This window comes from Amycolatopsis nalaikhensis (assembly GCF_030264295.1).
GTDB lineage: Bacteria > Actinomycetota > Actinomycetes > Mycobacteriales > Pseudonocardiaceae > Amycolatopsis > Amycolatopsis nalaikhensis.
On sequence record NZ_CP127173.1, the window covers coordinates 9,221,689 to 9,240,671 of the forward strand.

Sequence of the window (18,983 nt, forward strand, 5' to 3'; positions counted from 1 at the left end):
CGGCGGGGTGGCCCGGCCGACCGCCGTCCCCGCCGGGCCGCCCCGCCCCTTTTCGCGAAGGAGTCCCCGTGTTGCTGGTGAAAGCGCGGCCGCACGTCCCGGAACGAACCGCGGCGCCCCGGCGGCGCCGTCGCTCCTGGGTGCCGTACGGCCTGCTCCTGCCCGCGGCCGCGCTGCTCGGGCTCGTGCTGGGCTACCCGCTGGTCCGGCTGGTCGTCATTTCGCTGCAGCAGTACGGCCTGCGGTCGCTGTTCACCGGCACGACGGGCTTCGCGGGCTGGGACAACTACGCCGCGGTGCTCGGTGACGACCAGCTGCTGCCGGTGCTCGCCCGCAGCGTCGGGTTCTGCGCCGCGCTCGTCACCGGCACTCTCGTGATCGGCTTCGGCGTCGCCCTCCTGCTGCGCCGCCTCGGCCGCGGCATGCGCACGGCCGTCACGCTGTGCCTGATCGCGGCCTGGGCGTTGCCGAACGTCGCGTCCACTTTGGTCTGGCAGTGGCTCTTCCAGCCCGGCTACGGCGTCGTCAACTGGCTGCTGACCCAGGTCGGCTTCGGCGACCTGACCCAGCACGACTGGACGACGTCGCCCGCGTCGGCGTTCACGCTCGTCTGGCTGCTGGTCGTGTGGCAGTCGGTTCCGTTCGTCGCGCTCACGCTCTACGCCGGCCTCTCGCAGATCCCGCGGTCCTACTACGAAGCCGCCGCCCTCGACGGCGCCGGGCCGTGGCGAGCGCACCGCACGATCACCCTGCCGTTCCTGCGGCCGATCCTCGGCCTGGTCACCATCCTCTCGGTGATCTGGGACTTCACCGTCTTCAACCAGATCTGGATCCTCACCCAGGGCGGCCCGGGCGGCGGCACGACGACGCTCGGCATCTGGACGTTCACCCGCGCCTTCAGCCGCAACGACTTCGGCCAGGGCGCGGCGATCGCCGTCGTCTCGGTCGTGCTGCTGGTCGGGCTGACCGCGGTCTACGTGCGGCGCCTGGTCCGCTCCGGGGAGGACCTGTGATCCGCCGCTTCGGCCGCAACGCGGTCGCCACGCTCTTCTGCCTCGTGTGGATCTTCCCCGTCTACTGGATGGTGCTCACCGCGTTCAAGCCCGCGGGCGAGATCCTCAGCCCCACCCCGCAGTTCCTGCCCTTCGACGTCACGCTCGACAATTTCGCCGACGCGCTCGCCAAGCCGGGGTTCGGCCAGGACCTCCTCAACAGCGTGGTGGTCGTCGTCGCGGTCGTCGCCCTGTCCATCGTGGTCGCCTTCCTCGCCGCGACGGCGTTGACGCGGTTCCGGTTCTTCGGCCGCCGCAGCTTCCTCATCGGCGTGCTCGTGCTGCAGATGGTGCCGGTGCCCGCGCTGGTCATCCCGCTGTTCCTCGGCCTCAAGAGCGCGCACCTGCTCGACACGCTGCTCGGGCTGATCCTCACGTACGTCGCGCTCGTGCTGCCGTTCACGATCTGGACGTTGCGCGGGTTCCTGCACGGCATCCCGGTCGAGCTGGAGGAAGCCGCCATGGTCGACGGCGCGACGCGCGGGCGCGTGATGCGCTCGGTTCTGCTGCCGCTGGTGCTGCCCGGGCTGATCGCGACCAGCGTGTTCGCCTTCATCACCGCGTGGAACGACTTCCTGTTCGCCTACGTGATCATGAAGGACAGCTCGGGCTACACGCTGCCGGTGTGGCTGGTGTCGTTCAGCACCAGCACGGGAACCGACTACGGCGGGCTCATCGCCGCCTCGACGCTGTTCGCGCTGCCCGTCGTCGTCTTCTTCGCGCTGGTGCAGCGCCACCTGGTCGAAGGCATGACCGCGGGCGCGGTGAAGGGCTGATGATCGTCCCCCACCCCGCGCGGCTCACGCGCCGCGCCGGTTCCTGCACGCCCGCCGGAGTGCAGGCGGGCCCCGGCACGCACGGCCCGGCCCGGCTGCTCGCGGCGTACGCGGGTCTGCCGCTGGTCCACAGTGGACCCGCCGTCCGGCTCGCGCTGGTGCCCGGCTTCGGGCCGGAGGAGTACACGCTCGACGTCGCCCCGGACGGCGCGTCGCTCACCGCGTCCACGGAGGCCGGGCTGCTCGCGGGGGTGCAGACCGTCCGCCAGCTGCTCCCGCGGCTGCCGGGCCTGCACGTCCGCGACGCGCCCCGGCTGCCCTGGCGCGGGGTTCTGCTCGACGTCGCCCGGCACTTCCTGCCCCTTGAGTTCCTCCGCGAGTTCGTCGACCTGCTGGCGCTGCACAAGTACAACGTCCTGCACCTGCACCTCACCGACGACCAGGGCTGGCGGATCGAGATCGACGGCTGGCCCCGGCTGACCGAGGTCGGGGCGTGGCGGGCCGAGTCGATGGTCGGGCCCGCGGGCAGCGGCGTCTTCGACGGCGTGCCCCACGGCGGCTTCTATACCCGGCGGGAGCTGCGCGAGCTCGTCGCCTTCGCGGCCGAGCGCGGCGTGCGGATCGTGCCGGAAATCGACCTGCCCGGGCACGTGCGCGCGGCCCTGGCCGCCTACCCCGAACTGGGCAACCGGCCGGAAGTGCGGCTGCCGGTGTGGACAGAGTGGGGCATCAGCCCGGACATCCTCGGCGTCCACGACGGCGCCTTCGCGTTCTGCCGCGACGTCCTCGCCCAGGTCGCCGACGTCTTCCCCGCGCCACAGCTGCACATCGGCGGCGACGAATGCCCCACCACGCAGTGGGCGGCGAACCCGTTCGCCCGGGAGCGGGCGGCCCGGCTCGGCCTGCGCGACCCGGCCGAGCTGCACCCGTGGTTCCTCGGCGAACTGCACGGCATGGTCACCGAGCTGGGCCGCCAAGCGGTCTGCTGGGACGAAACCGGCCACGCCGCCGGACGGCTGCCGCCGGAGCTGATCGTCACGGCCTGGCGCGACGCCGCCGACGGTGCGCTCGCCGTCGCCCGCGGCCACCGGGTCGTCATGGCCCCGCACACGTCGACCTACTTCGACTACCGGCAGAGCGAATCACCCGACGAGCCACCGCGCGCGGAGGTGACGACACTCGAGGACGTCTACCGCTTCGACCCGCTGGCGGGCGGGCTGCCGGTGTCCGACGGGACCCGGCCCGGGGTCCTCGGCACGCAGGCCCAGCTGTGGACCGAGCACGCGCCGACGCCGGACCACGTGCGGCACCTGGCGTTCCCGCGGCTGTGCGCGCTGGCCGAGCGCGCGTGGTCGCCACCGGGCCGCGGTTATGCTGAGTTCCACCAGCGCCTGGCCGGTCACCTCGACCGGCTGCGGGCGCTGGGTGCCCTGCCGAAGGAGCGCGTCCGGTTCGCCGGCGCGCTCGAAGTACCCGGGAAGACGGTGCCTTGACCGCTGTGACATCCGAGGCTTCGCCCCAGGCCGGGGGCTCCGCCACCCGGAGCCCCCGAAAAGAAGCAGGCGAGCCTTCGGACCGGCCGCCCACCGTGAAGCGCGACCGGGTCCGGCGGCACCTGCTGAAGGTGATCGAAAACGCCGACCCGGGCACCGGGCTCGCCTCCGAACGGGACCTCGCGACCGAGCTGGGCGTCTCGCGCCCGACCGTCCGGGCGGCCATCGACGAGCTGACCCGCACCGGGCTGCTGGTGCGCCAGCGCGGCCGCGGCACGTTCACCAGCCCTCGCAAGGTCACCCAGGAGCTGGCGACCGGGCTCGCCGTCCCGCCCGCGGAAGGGCACTGGACGAGCGGGGTGGTCGCGTTCGCCGTTTCCCCGGCGACGCGGTCGCTGGCCGGCGAGCTGGAGGTCGAGCCGGGCGCGCCGGTGCTGCGCGTGACGCGCGTCCGGTACGTCGACGACGAGCCGATCGCGATCGAGAGCCTGGCGCTGCCCGCGGACCTGGTCCCCGGGCTGTCCCCGGCGGACCTCGAAAGGGGCAACTTCTACCGGCTCCTGCGGGAGCGCTACGGGATCGCTGTGCAGGATGCGGTGCAGACGATCGAGCCGGCGGTCACCAACCCGGACCAGGCCGAGCTGCTGGAAATCCCGGTGTACGCCCCGATCCTGCACATCGAGCGGCTGACGCGCGACACGACGGGCCGCGCGGTGGAACTGACCCGCTCGGTCTACCGCGGCGACCGGTACCGCATCACGTCCAAGCTCCGCTTCGACGCCGAGTCCGGCTGACCCGTGGCGACGTACGCGCCGATGGCGGCTTCATCGGCTATCGCGGGCTGATCGTCGGCCGCTCGACCTTGCCGGAGCCGGAAATCGCCTACGAGGTGTTCCAGCGCGGGCGCGGCTGCGCCACCGAGGCGGCTCGCGCCGTGCTGCAAACGGAGCCCGTCGGCGAGGTCGTGCAGCTCACTCCCCTCGTTGCCGTGATCGCATTCGGAAAATAATTCTTCACCCGCCGCCGGAAATAGCGGTTCTTAGCATCCACTCATGACCCGAACGAGTGACCGCGTACGAGCAACCAGGTGACCGAGCCCGGGAAACGCGCTTCCGGAACCAGGCGTGCTTGATCGCGTGACGGTCACGAACTGCGCTGTTGGTTTCGCCTTTTCGGCGCCCGAGTGAGAGCGCTTCACCGCACCTCAGGTGCCGCATAGGCTTTTCCTTCGGCCGGGAAAACGATTCCCGGAACCCTCCACCCCGAAAGAATCGAGGATCTTCCATGCGAAGACGCACGCTCGGTGCGTTCCTGCCGCTGGTGCTCGTGGCGGCCACCGCCGTCCCGGCGCCCGCGGTCGCCGACCCCGCGCCGACGGCGGTGTCCGCCCTGACGAAGTCCGTGCAAGGCACCGGATCGCCCGCCGACCACGGTGCCACCGCGAACTGGGTCGTCGGCTACGAAGACCACGCCACCACGAACGGCGCCGCCACCATCACCGACGCCGTCGGCGCGGGCCAGGCGTTCCAGCCCGGCTCGCTGCACGTCCCGCCCGGCTGGACGCCCGAATGGTCCACCGACGGCAGCACCTTCACCGGCACCGAACCGGCCTCCGGCGTCACCGCCGTGCGCGCGACGAACCCCGCCGCCGGGCCGGACGCGACGCAGCTCTCCGGCGCCCTCACCCCGCCCGTGCAGGCGGTCACCACCGCGACCGGCGGCGACGGCTTCTCCCCGCTGCTGCACCGCACCCCAGCTGGCGTGCTGCAGGCCTGGAACATCTTCCACCACCTGGGGACCACTTCGCCGAAGGTCGTCTGCACCGAGCTCGCCACCGGCCAGCGCTGCCCGGGCGGCCCGTGGCCGAAGGTGCTCAACACCGCGCCCGGCCCGCTCGGCACCCTCGGCGCGGGTGACATCGCGAGCACCATGGTCGAGCAGTACGTACGCGACCCCGCGGCGCCCGCGAAGGTCTACTACCCCGCCGTCACGGCGACGTCGGCCGGTGTCGGCTGCCTCGACCTGGCCGCCGCGGCCAACTGCGGGTACTGGCCGCTGGCCGCGCTCGGCGGGTCACCGCCGGTGAACAGCGTCGGCGGGTTCGTCGAAAGCGGCGGCAACCTCTACGGCGTCCTCACGTCCGGCGCCGTGGTCTGCTGGACCATCGCCACCCAGAGCGCCTGCGGCGGCCAGCCGTACGCGCCGATCCTGCCGTCGGCCAACCAGCCGTACGTCTACGGCGCGCTGACCTTGGCCGGGGGCAAGGTGTTCGCGTCGACGTCCGGGGCGCAGCCCCACCTCGGCTGCTTCGACCCCGCGACGGCCGCGCCGTGCGCCGGGTGGGCGACCGCGCGGCCCACGGGTCCGGCGGGCAACGTCACCTACAACGCCTACACCGCCTACGACACGAGCGGCGCCCCGGTCGGCGCGTGTTCCTCGACGGCCGGCGGCACGAACACCACGACGTGCTACGCGCTGGACGGGTCCGCCCTGGCGGCCCCGCCGGGCATGGCCGCGTTGCCCCCGGGCGTGATCACCTTCAACCCCGAGGTCATCACCGACCCGACCGGGCACCTGCGCAGCTACCTGGCGATCTGGAGCGGCGGCTACCAGGGTGCGACGGTGTGCCACGACTGGGCGACGGCCGCGCCGTGCGCCGGGCTGCCGAACCCGATCACGCACCCCGCGGCGGCGGGCGGCAACACGCGGGACTACGGCTACGCGTACGACCCGCCGTCCGGCTGCCTGATCGGCCTCGGCGACGCGGGTGTGCTGTTCTCGATGGACCCCGCCACCGGCGCCACCCCGTGCGTCCGCTCCGGCGGGCAGGTGACCCTGAAACCGGGTGACTTCTACTGCGACGGCGGAAGTCACGTCCAGGGCTACACAGCGGCGCGGCTGACGGGCGTCGACCCGGCGAACGTCGACTTCGCGGCGTCGCGTGTCACGGTGGTCGACCAGGACGGCGTCGAGGTGCCGACGCCGGGCTTCGCGCCCGACGGCTCGGTCGACCTCACCGGCGTGTCCGTTGCGGCGCACCCGTCGATCACGGTGACGACGACGCTGGTGCTGCACAGCGCGGCCGGCTTCGGCGGCTCGCTGGTGGTGGACTACGCCGGTGACGCGCCGCAGCTGTGCTTCCGCACGACGATCGCCACGGACTGCGCCGTGACGTCGGTGGCGAACACGGCGACGGGCACGGACTCGACGGGCTCGTTCACCTCGAACACGGTGACGCTTCCGGTCGCGCCGGGTGCCGCCTGCACGCCGAAGGTCAAGGTGGACAAGGAGATCTGCGCGTCGTCCTCGGCGGCGAAGTGCGGCCCCGGCGGCGCGGGACCGTGGGCGAAACAGGCCGGGGTCGGCTTCCTCGGGCTGCTCAACGCCACCGCGTACTGGCGGATCACGGTGACGAACGAAGGTCCGGTGGGCATCACGTCGGCGCACGTGGTGGACAGCGTGGAGCGGTCGTGCCAGACGGGTCCGTTCACCCTCGGCGCCGGGGAGTCGAAGCAGGTCTTCTGCTCGACGTACGCGTTGCTGAGCCTGTTCCCGATCACCAACCAGGCGAAGGTGAAGTACGTGCCGGTGAACGTCCCCGCCGGGACACCGTATTCGTACTCGGCGTGGTCGTCGGCGAAGGCCTGTTCGCTGCTGTGTGTCCTTTAAGGAGGTGACACCCCGCGGGGAGCGTTCCGGCGTTCCCCGCGGGGAGGCGGCAGAATCCCCGTCGTGAGCGATGGGAACGGCGGCAAGCGGGTCGGGTGGGTCGAGCTGTACTTCGACCTCGTCTTCGTGTTCGCGGTGGGCCAGGTGGCGCACGGGATGGTGGCCGAGCCGCACTGGTCGCGCGTCGCCGCCGCGCTGGGGCTGTTCGCGACGCTGTGGTGGACGTGGATCGGCTTCGCGGTGCTCTACAACAGGCGCGGGGACGACGGCAGCGTCGTCGACCGGCTGTTCGTGCTGGCGGGCACGCTCCCGTGCGCGCTCGCGGCGACGCAGGCGCACCACGTGTTCGAGGGCCACCCGGCGGTGTTCGCGGCGGCGATGGCCGGGGTCCGGCTGATCCTCGCGGCCGCGCACCGGTGGCCCGCGCGGCCCGGGCTCGACCAGCGCCGGATCAGCTGGGGCTACGCGGCGTCGGCGGTCTTGTTCGGCGTGTCGGCGGTCGCGCCGTACACGTGGGCGTTCTGGGTTGTCGCGCTGCTGCAGGAGGCCGGGTTCCTGCTGCTCGGCGAGCGTGAGCGACCCCGCCGCGGCGAGCGTTGGCGGCTGTTTTTCGCACCGCCGCGCGACCCGAGCCTGGCGGTCGACTCGGCGCACCTCGCTGAGCGCTTCGGGTTGTTCATGATCCTGCTGCTGGGCGAATTGGTGATCACGGTGGGCACGGCGGCGCTGGAGCGTCCGGCCGACGACCTCGCGTACTGGCTGGCGCTGGCGGGCGGCCTGGTGCTGGCGGGCGCGCTGTGGTGGGTGTACTTCACGTCGGCGGCGGAGATCTACGAGCGCATGCTGGACTTTTCGGGCGGCAACCCGGCGCTGGCGTATTCGCTGTACGCGGGCGGCCACCTGGTCCCGGCGTTCGCGCTCCTGCTGGTGGCGGCGGGGGTGAACCTGTCACTGCACGAGTCCCCGCCCCAGGCGGCGGCGTGGTTCACGACGACGGGCCTGACGATGTACCTGGCGGGGACGCGAAGTTTCGCGGCCGGGTCCCCGCGGTGGTACGTGGGTTTGGCGCGGATCGCGACCTTGGCGGCGACGGTGTGCCTGGCGTTCCTGGACCAGGTGCTGCAGGCCCCGGCGGTGGTGGCGGTGATAGCGGTCTGGGCGGTGCTGTGCGCGGCGGCGACGGCGGTGATCCGCCGCCGAACACTCGCCCGCTTGGGCGACGACCCGATGGCGTTCCTCAGGGAGATCGCCGACCGGCGGCGGCCGGTTGCCGACGAGAGGCGCTGAGGGTCGAGGGGCTTGGCCCGCGCGGCTCGGCCGCCTCCGGGTTGACGCCCGCAGCCGCCGTGCCCGCCGCCAGCCGCCTCGCCATCCGCACTCAGCCGCCCGTGCTCACCGCGCCGACTCTGCCCCGCCACCGCACCGGCCGCCCGCCGCCATGCGAACCCCGGCCGACTCAGTGGCTCGCCCTCCGGTCCATCGGCCCCCACTCGCGGGACCCCTGCTCGTCGACCAGGCTGCGGGCCTCGTGCAGCACCGCGTCCGCCACCCACGCCAGCGGTTCCGCGTCCACCACCAGCGGCTCGTTGTCCGGGCCGCGGGCGATCTCGCGGCCGCGCAGCACCCACGGCCGGACTCCCGGTCCCCTCAGGTCTCGCAGGTGCTCGTAGTCGTACAACCGCCGAGCCAGCCACAGCCGGACCGACCGGTCTCGCCACCACGGCTCGCGGCGCAGGGAGTTCGCCGACAGGCCCGGCAGGGCGATGCCGGTCAGCCCGTCGCGGCTGGACTCGGCCTGGCCCAGGTCCGCCTCCGGACCCCGGGACCAGCGGACGCACAGGTCGTCGTCGCCCTCGGTCTCGAACAGGCGGGCCAACGCGGCGAGATTCCCGACTGTGGGCAGGTCCGGTTCGGGCATGATCACGCGTTACCCAGGTGCCGGCCGCCTAAACCGGCGCCCGACGCATACTGGGGGCAGTGCCGGACGGCGGAAGGAGCCGAAGTGGGCGACGAGCCCTTCACGCACCCGGCGTTGTTCTACGCGGATGACGCCGAGTACCTGGCCGGGACCGTGCCGTTCGTGTGGAGTGGCCTCGCCGCCGGGGAGCCGGTGGCCGTCGCCGTGCCCGGGCCGAACCTCGACCTGCTGCGGCGGGAGCTCGGCGGGGACGCCGACCGCGTGCAGCTGCTCGACATGACCGAAGCCGGGCGCAACCCCGGGCGCATCATCCCCGGCGTGCTGCGGGCCTTCGCCGACGCGCACCCCGGCCGTCCGGTGCGGATCATCGGCGAGCCGATCTGGGCCGCGCGGTCGGACGTCGAATACCCCGCCTGCGTCCAGCACGAAGCCCTCATCAACCTCGCTTTCGCCGGCCGGGACGCGACGATCCTCTGCCCCTACGACGTCAAGGCGCTCGACCCGGTCGTCCTCGCCGACGCCGAGGCCACGCACCCCGTCCTGATCGACGGCGCCGGGAGCCGCACCAGCACCGCCTACGCGCCCGAGGACGTCGTCGCGCGCTACAACCTGCCGCTGGACGTGCCGGAGCGGGGCTTCGTCTTCGCGCTGCCGAACACCTCGGACCTCGCCGCGGCCCGGGCGCTGGCTCACGTCCACGCCCGCGCCGGGGGCCTCTCCCCCGACCGGGTCGCCGACGTCGAGGTGGTCGTCACCGAACTGCTGTCCAACAGCGTCGAACACGGCAGCGGGTCCGGCACGGTCCGGTTCTGGTGCGACGAAACCGGGTTCGTCTGCGAGGTCCACGACCACGGCACGCTCACCGACCCGCTGGCCGGGCGCCACCCCGCGACGCCGCTGCAGCACCGCGGCCGCGGCCTGCTGCTCGTCAACCACCTCGCGGACCTCGTGCGCCTGCACACCGGCGAGCACGGCACGACGTTCCGCGCGTACTTCCGGCCCTGATCGCGGCGGGCGACGCGGTCAGCCCTGCGCCGGGATCTCCGTCGCGCGCTCCCAGCCGGACGGCAACCTGCTCACGTTCAGCGCGTGGTCGAGCCCGCTGGCCGACAGGGCCCGGCGGACGATGCGGTTTTCGCCGGCGACGATCCGGAGGGTGGCGTTCTCCCGGACCGTGCGGACCTGGATGTCGGCGAGCACGGCCAGCCCGGCGTCGTCGAGGAAGTCGACCTCGGACACGTCGAGCACGAGGACCGGGAACCGCCGGTGCGCCCACGTGCTCAGCGCGGAGCGGAGCTGGGGCGCGCTGTCTTCGTCGAGGGCACCGCGGATCCGGACCATGACCGCGCCGAAGTACGGGCGGATCACCTGGATGTCGAACGCGCTGCGGTGCGCTCGCTCGGACGGCGTAACGGGGATCGCCGTCGCGGGGGGATGGACGACTAACATCTGAACACGCCTTCGTTCGCGGATGCTGTGACGAACGGGCCTCACCCGGCCCGCCCGAGCGCCGGCAAAAGTCTGTGGGGGAAGCGGCGTTCCTGCTGAACCGCACTTCGCAGCGTAGCCCTTGATCCAAACGGCGCAACCCCGCCAACGGCCGAACCCCGCACGTCCGCACGAGGGTCGCCCGTTCGCCGGTCAAACCACCCTTCCGGGTGACCCCGCGGTTTTCTTGACAGCGACGGCACCCTCGCGCATCCTGGTCTATATCAGGTTTCCTTATATAGACCCCGTGCGCGAAGGAGCCGAACCGCCGTGACCCGATCCCCCGGCCCCGCCGACTTCGGCCTGGGCAGCTGGCCCGCGCGGCGGGCCCGGATCTCCCCCGGCCGCCCCGCGCTCGTGCGCGACGGCCGCACGCTCACCCACGCCGGGCTCGCGGACCGCGTCGACCGGCTGGCCGGCGCGCTGACCCGGCTCGGCGTGCGCCCCGGCGACCGCGTCGCCTACCTCGGCGTCAACGACATCAGCGTGTTCGAGACGCTCTTCGCCACCGCCCGCCGCGGCGCCGTCTTCGTGCCCCTCAACTACCGGCTCTCCGGCGCGGAAATCCGGTACATGCTCGAGGACAGCGGTGCGTCGGTCCTCGTACACAGCCCGGACGCCGACGACCTCCTCGCGGCGGCCGCTCCCCTGCCGGAGACGCTGCGGCACGTCGTCGCGACTAACCCGGCGTCGTGCCCCGCCGACGGGCTGGACTTCGAAGCCGAGCTCGCCGCGGCCGGCCCGGCGCCGGAAACCGCGGTGCGGCTGGAAGATCCGTGCCTGCTGCTCTACACCTCCGGCACCACCGGACGGCCGAAGGCCGCGGTCCTCACCCACGGCAACCTCACCTGGAACACGGTCAACCAGCTCGCCCACCTCGACGTCCTGAGCACGGACAAGGCGCTGTGCATCGCGCCGCTGTTCCACTGCGTCGGCCTCGGCCAGATCACCCTGCCGACGCTGTTCAAGGGCGGCAGCGTCGAGCCGGTCGCGAAGTTCGACCCCGGCGCGATCCTCGGCCGGATCGGCGAAGCCGGGATCACCAGCTTCTCCGCGGTGCCCACGATGCTCGAGATGATGTGCCGCCACGAATCCTGGGACGACACCGACCTGAGCTCGCTGACCTGCGTGCTCTACGGCGGCTCGCCGGTGGCCGAGCGCGTCGCCCGCGCGTGGCTCGACCGGGGTGTGAAACTCCTTCAGGGCTACGGCATGACCGAAGCCGCGCCCGGGGTCACCATGGCCACCCACGACGGCACGCTGGACCACCCGGTCGCCGCCGGGGTGCCGCACTTCTTCACCGACGTCGCCGCGCTCGGGCCGGACCTCGCCCCGGCCCCGCTCGGGGCGGAGCCCGCCGAGCTGCTGGTGCGCGGCCCGCACGTCTTCGGCGGCTACTGGGACCGGCCCGAGGAAAGCGCCGCGAGCTTCGTCGAGGACGAGTGGTTCCGCACCGGCGACGTCGTCCGCGTCGAGGAGGACGGCTGGGCGCACGTCGTCGACCGGGTCAAGGACCTGATCATCTCCGGCGGGGAGAACGTCTACCCCGCCGAGATCGAAGCCGTCGCCGCCCGGCTCGACGAGGTCGACTCGTGCGCCGTCGTGGGCGTGCCGGACGAGCGCTGGGGCGAGGCCGGCGCCGCGTTCGTCGTCCTGCGGCCCGGTGCCCGGCTGGACGCGGCCGCCTTCCGCGCCCACCTGGAACGCCACCTCGCCCGCTACAAGATCCCGAAACACGTCCAGTTCACCGAAACCCTGCCCCGCAACGCCACCGGCAAGATCCGGCGCGTCGAACTGCGCGCCCTCGCCACCGCGACCTTCTCGAACGGACCCGCATGACCGCCGCTTTCCTGCCCCACTCCCTGCGCCTCGAGCTGCGCGACGACATCGCCGTGCTGCGGCTTTCGCGCCCGGAGAAGCGCAACGCGCTCGACGACGCCACCGTCCTCGGCCTCGAGGCGTTCTTCGGCGCGCCGCCCCGCGAGGTGAAGGCCGTCGTGCTCGCCGCCGACGGCGACCACTTCTCCGCCGGACTCGACCTGGCCGAGCTCACCGACCGCGACGCGTTCGAGGGCCTGGAGCACTCGATGATGTGGCACCGCGCGTTCGAGCGGCTCGAACGCGGGCGGGTCCCGGTGGTCGCCGTGCTCAAGGGCGCGGTCGTCGGCGGCGGCCTGGAGCTGGCGGCCGCCGCGCACATCCGCGTCGCCGAGCCGTCGGCGTTCTACGCGCTGCCCGAGGGCCAGCGCGGCCTGTTCGTCGGCGGCGGCGCGTCGGTGCGGGTGCCGCGGCTGATCGGCGCGCACCGGATGGCCGACATGATGCTCACCGGCCGCGTCCTCGACGCCGCCGAGGGCCACGCCGCCGGGCTGTCGCACTACCTCGTCGACGACGGTCTCGAGCATGCGGTCGACCTGGCCCGCAAGATCGCCGGGAACTCGCCGATCACGAACTTCGCCGTGCTGCAGGCCCTTCCCCGGATCGCCGAGGCGAACCCGGCCGAGGGCTATCTGATGGAGGCCCTCATGGCCGCGGTGGCCAGCGGCAGTGCCGAAGCGAAGGAGCGGATGCAGGCTTTCCTGGACAAGCGCGCGGGGAAGGTCGGCCGATGACCGCGGAGGGCACCGAGATCGGCCGGTACCTGGACTGGCTCGCCCGGGAGCGCGGCCGCGAGTTCGACGGCTATGCCGCACTGCACCGCTGGTCGGTGACCGACCTCGACGGCTTCTGGTCGTCGATCAAGGACTTCTTCGGCGTGCGCTTCCACTCCCCCGCCCGCGCGGTCGTCCCGGACCGGCGGATGCCGGGCACCGAGTGGTTCCCCGGCGCGACCCTCAACTACGCCGAGCACGCCCTGTCCCACCGGCCCGACGACGAGATCGCCGTCATCGGCTACGCGCAGACCCGCCCGCGCACCGAGCTGACCTGGGGACAGCTGCGCGACCAGGTGGCTCAGGTGCGGGCCGGGCTCATGCGGCTCGGGGTCGGCCGCGGCGACCGCGTCGTGGCGTACCTGCCGAACATCCCGGAAACCGTGGTCGCCTACCTCGCGGTGGCGAGCCTCGGCGCGATCTGGGCGTCGTGCGCGCCGGAGTTCGGGGCCCGCTCGGTGCTCGACCGGTTCGGCCAGATCGAGCCGCGGGTGCTGCTGACCGTCTCCGGCTACCGCTACGGCGCCAAGGACGTCGACCGCCGCGAAGAGGTCGCCGCGATCCGCGCGGGCCTGCCGACCGTCGAGCACGTCGTCCACGTCCCCTACGGCGAGCATGACCTCCCGGACACCGTCGCCTGGGCCGACCTGCTGACCGAGCGCGCGCCCGGGTTCGAGCCGGTCGGGTTCGCGCACCCGTTGTGCGTGCTGTTCTCCTCCGGCACCACCGGCAAGCCGAAGGCGATCGTGCACGGCCACGGCGGGATCCTGCTGGAGCACCTCAAGAACCACGGCCTGAGCTGGGACCTGCGCCCCGGCGACCGGATGCTGTGGTTCTCCACCACGGCCTGGATGATGTGGAACGCCCTCGTCTCGGGGCTGCTCACCGGCGCGTCGATCGTGCTGGTCGACGGCAACCCGCTGCACCCGGACCTGGCCTGGCAGTGGCGGCTCGCCGCGGAGACCCGCGCGACGCTGATGGGCGCGAGCCCGGGTTTCCTGATGGCGTGCCGGAAAGCGGGCCTCGACCCGGCGGCGGAGTTCGACCTCTCGGCCCTGCGCCAGCTCGGGGCGGCGGGCAGCCCGCTGCCCGCCGAGGGCTACCACTGGGTCCGCGACGTCTTCGGCCCGGACGTGCTGCTCAACGTCGGCAGCGGCGGCACCGACGTGTGCAGCGGGATCGTCCAGGGCGGCCCGCTGCAGCCGGTCCGGGCGGGCGAGATCTCCGGGCCCTGCCTCGGCGTCGACGCGAAGGCGTTCGACGAGCACGGCCACGAGGTCGTCGGTGAGCTGGGCGAACTGGTGATCACCGCGCCGATGCCGTCGATGCCGGTCGGGTTCTGGGGCGACGACACCGGCGAGCGCTACCGCGAGACGTACTTCTCGACCTACCCCGGCGTCTGGCGCCACGGCGACTGGATCCGGTTCACCCCCGAGGGCGGCTGCGTCATCGCCGGCCGCTCGGACGCCACCCTCAACCGCGGCGGGGTTCGGCTCGGCACCGCCGAGTTCTACGCCGTGGTCGAGGAGCTGCCGGAAGTCGAGGACTCGCTGGTCGTGCACCTCGAAGACCCGGCTGGCGGCAACGGCGACCTGCGGCTGTTCGTCGTCCTGCGCGACGCCGTCCTGGACGCGCCGCTGCGCGAGAAGATCGCGGCGGCGTTGAAGAGCGCGCTGTCCCCGCGGCACGTGCCGGACACGATCACCGCCGTCCCGGTGATCCCCCGCAACCGCACCGGGAAGAAACTGGAGCTGCCCGTGAAGAAACTCCTGCTCGGCGCCCGGCCGGCGGACGTCGTCGGCATCGACGTCCTGGCCGATCCCACCGCGCTGGACCACTTCGGGGCACGCGCATGAGCACCGTCGCGGTCGTCGGCACCGGCGTGATCGGGGCGAGCTGGGCCGCCCTGTTCCTCGCCCGCGGCCTCGACGTCGTCGCGACCGATCCGGCGCCCGACGCCGAGGAGCGGCTGCGCGGCGCGCTCGAAGGCACGCCGACCGATCGGCTGCGGTTCGTCGCGGACGCGGGCGAAGCGGCCGCCGCCGCGGACTTCGTCCAGGAGAACGGCCCGGAACGCGAGGACGTCAAGCACGCGCTGTTCGCCGTCCTCGACGAAGCCGCGCGGCCGGACGTGGTCCTGGCGAGCAGCTCGTCCGGGCTGCTGCCGAGCGCGATCGCCCGCGGGTGCCCGCGCCACCCGGAGCGGGTCGTCGTCGGGCACCCGTTCAACCCGCCGCACCTGATCCCGCTCGTCGAGGTCGTGCCCGGCCGCGACACCGCGCCCGAGGTCGTCGACCGGGCCGTGGCGTTCTACACCTCGGTCGGCAAACGCCCGATCCGGCTCACGCGGGAGGTGCCCGGCCACATCGCGAACCGGCTGCAGGCCGCGCTGTGGCAGGAGGCGTATTCGCTGGTTGAGCGCGGGATCGCGACGGTCGCCGACGTCGACACCGCGATCGCGTACGGGCCCGGGCTGCGCTGGGCCGTGCTCGGCCCGTTCCTCAACCAGCACCTCTCCGGCGGGCCGGGTGGGCTCGCGCACGTGCTGGCCCACCTCGGCCCGCCCACCGAAGAGTGGTGGCGCGACCTCGGCCGCGTCCACCTGACCCCGGAGCTGGCCGAAACGCTCTGCGCCGGGGTCGCCGCCGAACTGGACGGCACCGACGACGCCCGGCTCGTCGCTGCGCGCGACGCCGTCCTCGACCGCCTGCTGGCCGCCAAGGCCGCGCAGCCCGACCTGCCCTGACCCTGGAGAACCCGTGGACCTTTCCGCACTGACCGCCATCGACGTCCACACCCACGTGGAGCAAGACGGCCACGGCTGTTTCGCGCTCGACCAGGAACTGCTGGACGCGTCGGCGAAGTACTTCCGCGCCGACCAGGACCGCACGCCGACGGTGGCCGCGATCGCCGAGCACTACCGGGCCCGCAAGATGGCGGCCGTCGTCTTCACGGTCGAGGCGCCGGCCGCGACCGGGCACCCCGCGCTGTCGAGCGAGGAGATCGCCGACGCGGCCGCCGAGCACGCGGACGTGCTCATCCCGTTCGGCTCGGTGGACCCGCACGCCGGGAAGGCGGCGGTGCGCCGCGCCCGGCGGCTGGTGACCGAACACGGCGTGCGCGGGTTCAAGTTCCACCCGAGCCTGCAGGCGTTCGAGCCGAACGACGTCCGCCACTACCCGCTGTACGAGGCGATCCAGGAGCTGGGCGTCCCGGCGCTGTTCCACACGGGCCAGACCGGGATCGGCGCCGGGCTGCCGGGCGGGCACGGCATCAAGCTGCGTTATTCGAACCCGATGCTGCTCGACGACGTCGCCGCCGACTTTCCCGACCTGACGATCATCCTCGCGCACCCGTCGGTGCCGTGGCAGGACGAAGCGATCTCGGTGGCCACGCACAAGGCGAACGTGTACATCGACCTGTCGGGCTGGTCGCCGAAGTACTTCCCGCCGCAACTGGTCCGCGCGGCGAACTCGCTGCTCAAGCGGAAGGTGCTGTTCGGCTCCGACTTCCCGGTCATCACCCCGGACCGCTGGCTCGCCGACTTCGCCGCGCTGGACCTCAAGGACGAGGTGCGCCCGCTGATCCTCAAGGACAACGCCGTCCGGGTACTCGGCCTCGCGTAAAGGTTTGCCCGGCCCGCGCACGGGCACCCGTCGGGCCTGGTCCTTTCCGGGAGGAGGCAGGCAACCGTGGCCGAGGGCGACGTGCACACCTATTTCGAGGACGGGCTGTGGAAGAACCGGGTCGAGGGGGGCAGCAGGGCGTCCAACACATCGCCCCGCCGCACGGACGCGGTGCTGTCCGGCCGCTCGATCGCGAAGAAGCGGCACGTCGGGCACGTGGTCCACAAGGCGGACGGCGAGGTGGAGACCGAGCGTGACTACCGGCGGACCCGCCCCTGACCGGCCGAGGTCATTCGGGCCTCATGCCACCGCGGTCCCCGTCGCGGTCGTCTTCCGGCGGGTTGTCGCCGGGGCGCGGCCGCTGGTCGCGGAAGGTCGGCTCGCGGTGCTCGTCGCCGAGATCCGCGCCCTCCGCCGTGAGAGGATCGAACCAGCCGCCGCCTGAATCCACAGTGGACGGAAAGGAGAGCACCATCGCCACCGCGGTTCTGTTCGACGTCGACGGCACGCTCGTCGACTCCAACTACCTGCACGTCCACGCCTGGCGCCGCGCGTTCCACGACCTCGGCCTCGACGTCGACTCGTGGCGCGTGCACCGGGCGATCGGCAAGGGGTCCGGCAAGCTGCTGCGCACCCTGCTCGGCGACGACGACGCCGAGCGCGTCGGCGACGACGTGAAGGAGCGGCACACCCGCTACTACCTGGAGACCGCCGAGTTGCTGCGGCCGTTCGACCACGCCCCCGACCTGGTCCGGGCCCTGGCCGCCAAGGGCGTGCGCGTGGTCCTGGCGACGTCGGCCGGGCCCGACGAGCTGGACGTCCTGCGCAAGGTGCTCGATGTCGACGACGTCGTCGCGGACATCGTCGCCGGGGCGGATGTCGAAGCGACGAAACCGGATCCGGAACCCGTGCTGGTCGCCCTCGAAAAGGCCGGGACGACGCCGGAGAACACGCTCTTCGTCGGCGACGCCGTCTGGGACGTGCGGGCCGCCACGAAGGCCGGAGTGCGGACCGTCGCGGTCCTGTCCGGCGGGGTCGGTGCGGCCGAACTGACCGACGCGGGCGCGATCGCGACCTACGACGACGTCGCGGCGCTGCTGGCCGACCTCGAACACAGCCCCTTGGCGGAACTGTTCAGCTGACCTTGCGGGCCACCAGCCGCTCCACCAAGCCCAGCTTGAACCGCTCCCGCCGTTCGATCGGCAACCCGAGCGCCTCCACCAGCTTGAGCGGGCGGCGCCGGAAGTGCTCGCCCGCCAGCGGGACGCTCGCCAGCTCGACCAGCCACTGCATCCCGCGGACCGGCCACGCCGAGCTCGCCACGTGGTCCACCAGGACCAGCCGCCCGCCGGGGCGCAGGACGCGGGCCATCTCCGCCACCGCGCGGGCGGGATCGGGGATGGCGCACAGGCCGAACGTGCACACCACGGTGTCGAACGACGCCGCCGCGAACGGCAGCTCGTGCGCGCTGCCCTGGCACAGGGTCACCGGGCGCTCGAGCGCACGGGCCCGGTCGCGAGCGAGCCGCAGCATGCCGTCGCTCAGGTCGAGCCCCGTGAGCGTCACGCCGTCCGCGTACCAGGGCAGGTTCAGGCCGGTGCCGACGGCGACCTCGAGCACGTCGCCGGTGGCCTGCCCGCACGCCCACTCGCGCGAGTCGCCGAAGAGGCGGCGGTCCCAGAAGCCCATCTCCGCGTCGTAGGTCGCCGACTTGCGGTCCCAGTACCGGTTCCACCGGTCCGCCTTCGTCATGTCCCCAGCGAACCACGGACCGGCCCGTGAGCGCGCGCTCGCGGGCCGGTCCGCCGGTCAGCCGAACATGCCGGGCTCGTACGAGCCGCCCTTCTGGTGCACGATCACGGCGAGCCGGTTGGCCGAGTTCATCTGGGCGACGAGGGCGACCAGCGCGGCGGTCTGGTCGTCGTCGTAGTGCTTGCGCACCCGGGCCCACGTGTCGTCGGAGACTCCGGGGTGGGCGTCGGCGATCCGGGTGCCCTCTTCGGCCAGCGCCAGCGCGGCCTGTTCGGCCTCGTTGAACACGGTGGCCTCGCGCCAGGCCGCGACGAGGTTGATCCGCACGGCGGACTCCCCGGCGGCGGCCAGCTCCTTCGTGTGGACGTCGACGCACCAGCCGCACCCGTTGATCTGGCTGACGCGCAGCGACACCAGCTCCCGGGTGACCTCCGGCAGCGGCGACTGGACGATCGCCTGGCTCGCGGTGCCGAAGCGCTTGGCGAACTTGGCGCCGATCTCGTTGTCGGTCAGGGTGAAACGGGGTTCCATGGTTTCGTCCTCTCTTCGGAACCGGGA

Annotated in this window: 19 protein-coding genes; 15 read left to right on the forward strand and 4 right to left on the reverse strand. The window is 72.8% G+C overall.

The features are described 5' to 3' along the window. The first annotated feature begins 68 nt into the window (after positions 1-68). The 7 genes from QP939_RS44770 to QP939_RS44800 all read left to right on the forward strand — a co-directional run bounded on the left by QP939_RS44770 (position 69) and on the right by QP939_RS44800 (position 8,277). Positions 69-1,013: a carbohydrate ABC transporter permease gene (locus QP939_RS44770; RefSeq protein WP_285452908.1), complete on the forward strand. Its 945-nt coding sequence runs from the start codon at positions 69-71 to the stop codon at positions 1,011-1,013. Next, entirely contained in the window at positions 1,010-1,828 is an 819-nt protein-coding gene (locus tag QP939_RS44775; RefSeq protein WP_285452909.1) for a carbohydrate ABC transporter permease, read from the forward strand. Before QP939_RS44770 ends, QP939_RS44775 begins: the two co-directional genes overlap by 4 nt. Next, positions 1,828-3,321 carry a beta-N-acetylhexosaminidase gene (locus tag QP939_RS44780; protein WP_285452910.1) on the forward strand — a complete coding sequence of 498 codons (1,494 nt, stop codon included), beginning with the start codon at positions 1,828-1,830 and terminating at the stop codon, positions 3,319-3,321. The genes QP939_RS44775 and QP939_RS44780 overlap by 1 nt, the downstream gene beginning before the upstream one ends. Before the next feature lie 95 nt (positions 3,322-3,416). Further along, complete coding sequence (locus QP939_RS44785) at positions 3,417-4,115, forward strand: GntR family transcriptional regulator (RefSeq protein ID WP_285452911.1); 699 nt, start codon at positions 3,417-3,419, stop codon at positions 4,113-4,115. Positions 4,116-4,183: 68 nt separating this feature from the next. After that, positions 4,184-4,330 (forward strand): hypothetical protein, encoded by a 147-nt coding sequence (locus tag QP939_RS44790; protein ID WP_285452912.1) that lies wholly within the window; start codon positions 4,184-4,186, stop codon positions 4,328-4,330. Between the two features lie 275 nt (positions 4,331-4,605). Next, on the forward strand, positions 4,606-6,990 hold the full coding sequence (locus tag QP939_RS44795) for a DUF7617 domain-containing protein (protein ID WP_285452913.1): 2,385 nt from the start codon (positions 4,606-4,608) through the stop codon (positions 6,988-6,990). Positions 6,991-7,053: 63 nt separating this feature from the next. Continuing rightward, positions 7,054-8,277 carry a low temperature requirement protein A gene (locus QP939_RS44800; protein WP_285452914.1) on the forward strand — a complete coding sequence of 408 codons (1,224 nt, stop codon included), beginning with the start codon at positions 7,054-7,056 and terminating at the stop codon, positions 8,275-8,277. 169 nt (positions 8,278-8,446) lie between these two features. On the opposite strand, the gene QP939_RS44805 is transcribed toward QP939_RS44800, so the two are convergent. Further along, positions 8,447-8,908 (reverse strand): DUF6098 family protein, encoded by a 462-nt coding sequence (locus QP939_RS44805; protein WP_285452915.1) that lies wholly within the window; start codon positions 8,906-8,908, stop codon positions 8,447-8,449. Positions 8,909-8,992: 84 nt separating this feature from the next. Here QP939_RS44805 and QP939_RS44810 point away from each other — a divergent pair, with 84 nt between their 5' ends. Next, positions 8,993-9,913 carry a sensor histidine kinase gene (locus QP939_RS44810; protein WP_285452916.1) on the forward strand — a complete coding sequence of 307 codons (921 nt, stop codon included), beginning with the start codon at positions 8,993-8,995 and terminating at the stop codon, positions 9,911-9,913. 18 nt (positions 9,914-9,931) lie between these two features. On the opposite strand, the gene QP939_RS44815 is transcribed toward QP939_RS44810, so the two are convergent. Beyond that, positions 9,932-10,357, reverse strand: coding sequence for an STAS domain-containing protein (locus tag QP939_RS44815; protein ID WP_285452917.1), 426 nt, complete (start codon positions 10,355-10,357; stop codon positions 9,932-9,934). Between the two features lie 309 nt (positions 10,358-10,666). On the opposite strand from QP939_RS44815, the gene QP939_RS44820 reads away from it, so the two are divergent. From QP939_RS44820 to QP939_RS44850, 7 genes are all read left to right on the forward strand, one after another. Further along, entirely contained in the window at positions 10,667-12,235 is a 1,569-nt protein-coding gene (locus tag QP939_RS44820; protein WP_285452918.1) for an acyl-CoA synthetase, read from the forward strand. After that, positions 12,232-13,008 carry a crotonase/enoyl-CoA hydratase family protein gene (locus QP939_RS44825; protein WP_285452919.1) on the forward strand — a complete coding sequence of 259 codons (777 nt, stop codon included), beginning with the start codon at positions 12,232-12,234 and terminating at the stop codon, positions 13,006-13,008. The genes QP939_RS44820 and QP939_RS44825 overlap by 4 nt, the downstream gene beginning before the upstream one ends. Next, positions 13,005-14,903 carry an acetoacetate--CoA ligase gene (locus tag QP939_RS44830; protein ID WP_285452920.1) on the forward strand — a complete coding sequence of 633 codons (1,899 nt, stop codon included), beginning with the start codon at positions 13,005-13,007 and terminating at the stop codon, positions 14,901-14,903. The genes QP939_RS44825 and QP939_RS44830 overlap by 4 nt, the downstream gene beginning before the upstream one ends. Further along, on the forward strand, positions 14,900-15,793 hold the full coding sequence (locus QP939_RS44835) for a 3-hydroxyacyl-CoA dehydrogenase NAD-binding domain-containing protein (RefSeq protein WP_285452921.1): 894 nt from the start codon (positions 14,900-14,902) through the stop codon (positions 15,791-15,793). The genes QP939_RS44830 and QP939_RS44835 overlap by 4 nt, the downstream gene beginning before the upstream one ends. Positions 15,794-15,806: 13 nt before the next feature. Then, the gene (gene couO / locus QP939_RS44840) at positions 15,807-16,673 is read left to right on the forward strand and encodes a 4-hydroxyphenyl-beta-ketoacyl-CoA hydrolase (RefSeq protein WP_285452922.1); all 867 of its coding nucleotides are present in this window, start codon (positions 15,807-15,809) and stop codon (positions 16,671-16,673) included. Between the two features lie 66 nt (positions 16,674-16,739). Further along, positions 16,740-16,952: a DUF2188 domain-containing protein gene (locus QP939_RS44845; protein WP_285452923.1), complete on the forward strand. Its 213-nt coding sequence runs from the start codon at positions 16,740-16,742 to the stop codon at positions 16,950-16,952. A gap of 173 nt (positions 16,953-17,125) precedes the next feature. Next, positions 17,126-17,815, forward strand: a complete 690-nt coding sequence (locus QP939_RS44850) for an HAD family hydrolase (protein ID WP_285452924.1) — start codon at positions 17,126-17,128, stop codon at positions 17,813-17,815. Here the strand turns inward: QP939_RS44850 and QP939_RS44855 are convergent. Together QP939_RS44855 and QP939_RS44860 are read right to left on the reverse strand one after the other, a co-directional pair. Beyond that, the gene (locus QP939_RS44855; protein WP_285452925.1) at positions 17,808-18,425 is read right to left on the reverse strand and encodes a class I SAM-dependent methyltransferase; all 618 of its coding nucleotides are present in this window, start codon (positions 18,423-18,425) and stop codon (positions 17,808-17,810) included. The two genes, QP939_RS44850 and QP939_RS44855, sit on opposite strands and share 8 nt — an antisense overlap. Positions 18,426-18,482: 57 nt before the next feature. Beyond that, positions 18,483-18,956, reverse strand: coding sequence for a carboxymuconolactone decarboxylase family protein (locus QP939_RS44860; RefSeq protein ID WP_285452926.1), 474 nt, complete (start codon positions 18,954-18,956; stop codon positions 18,483-18,485). Between the last annotated feature and the right edge of the window lie 27 nt (positions 18,957-18,983).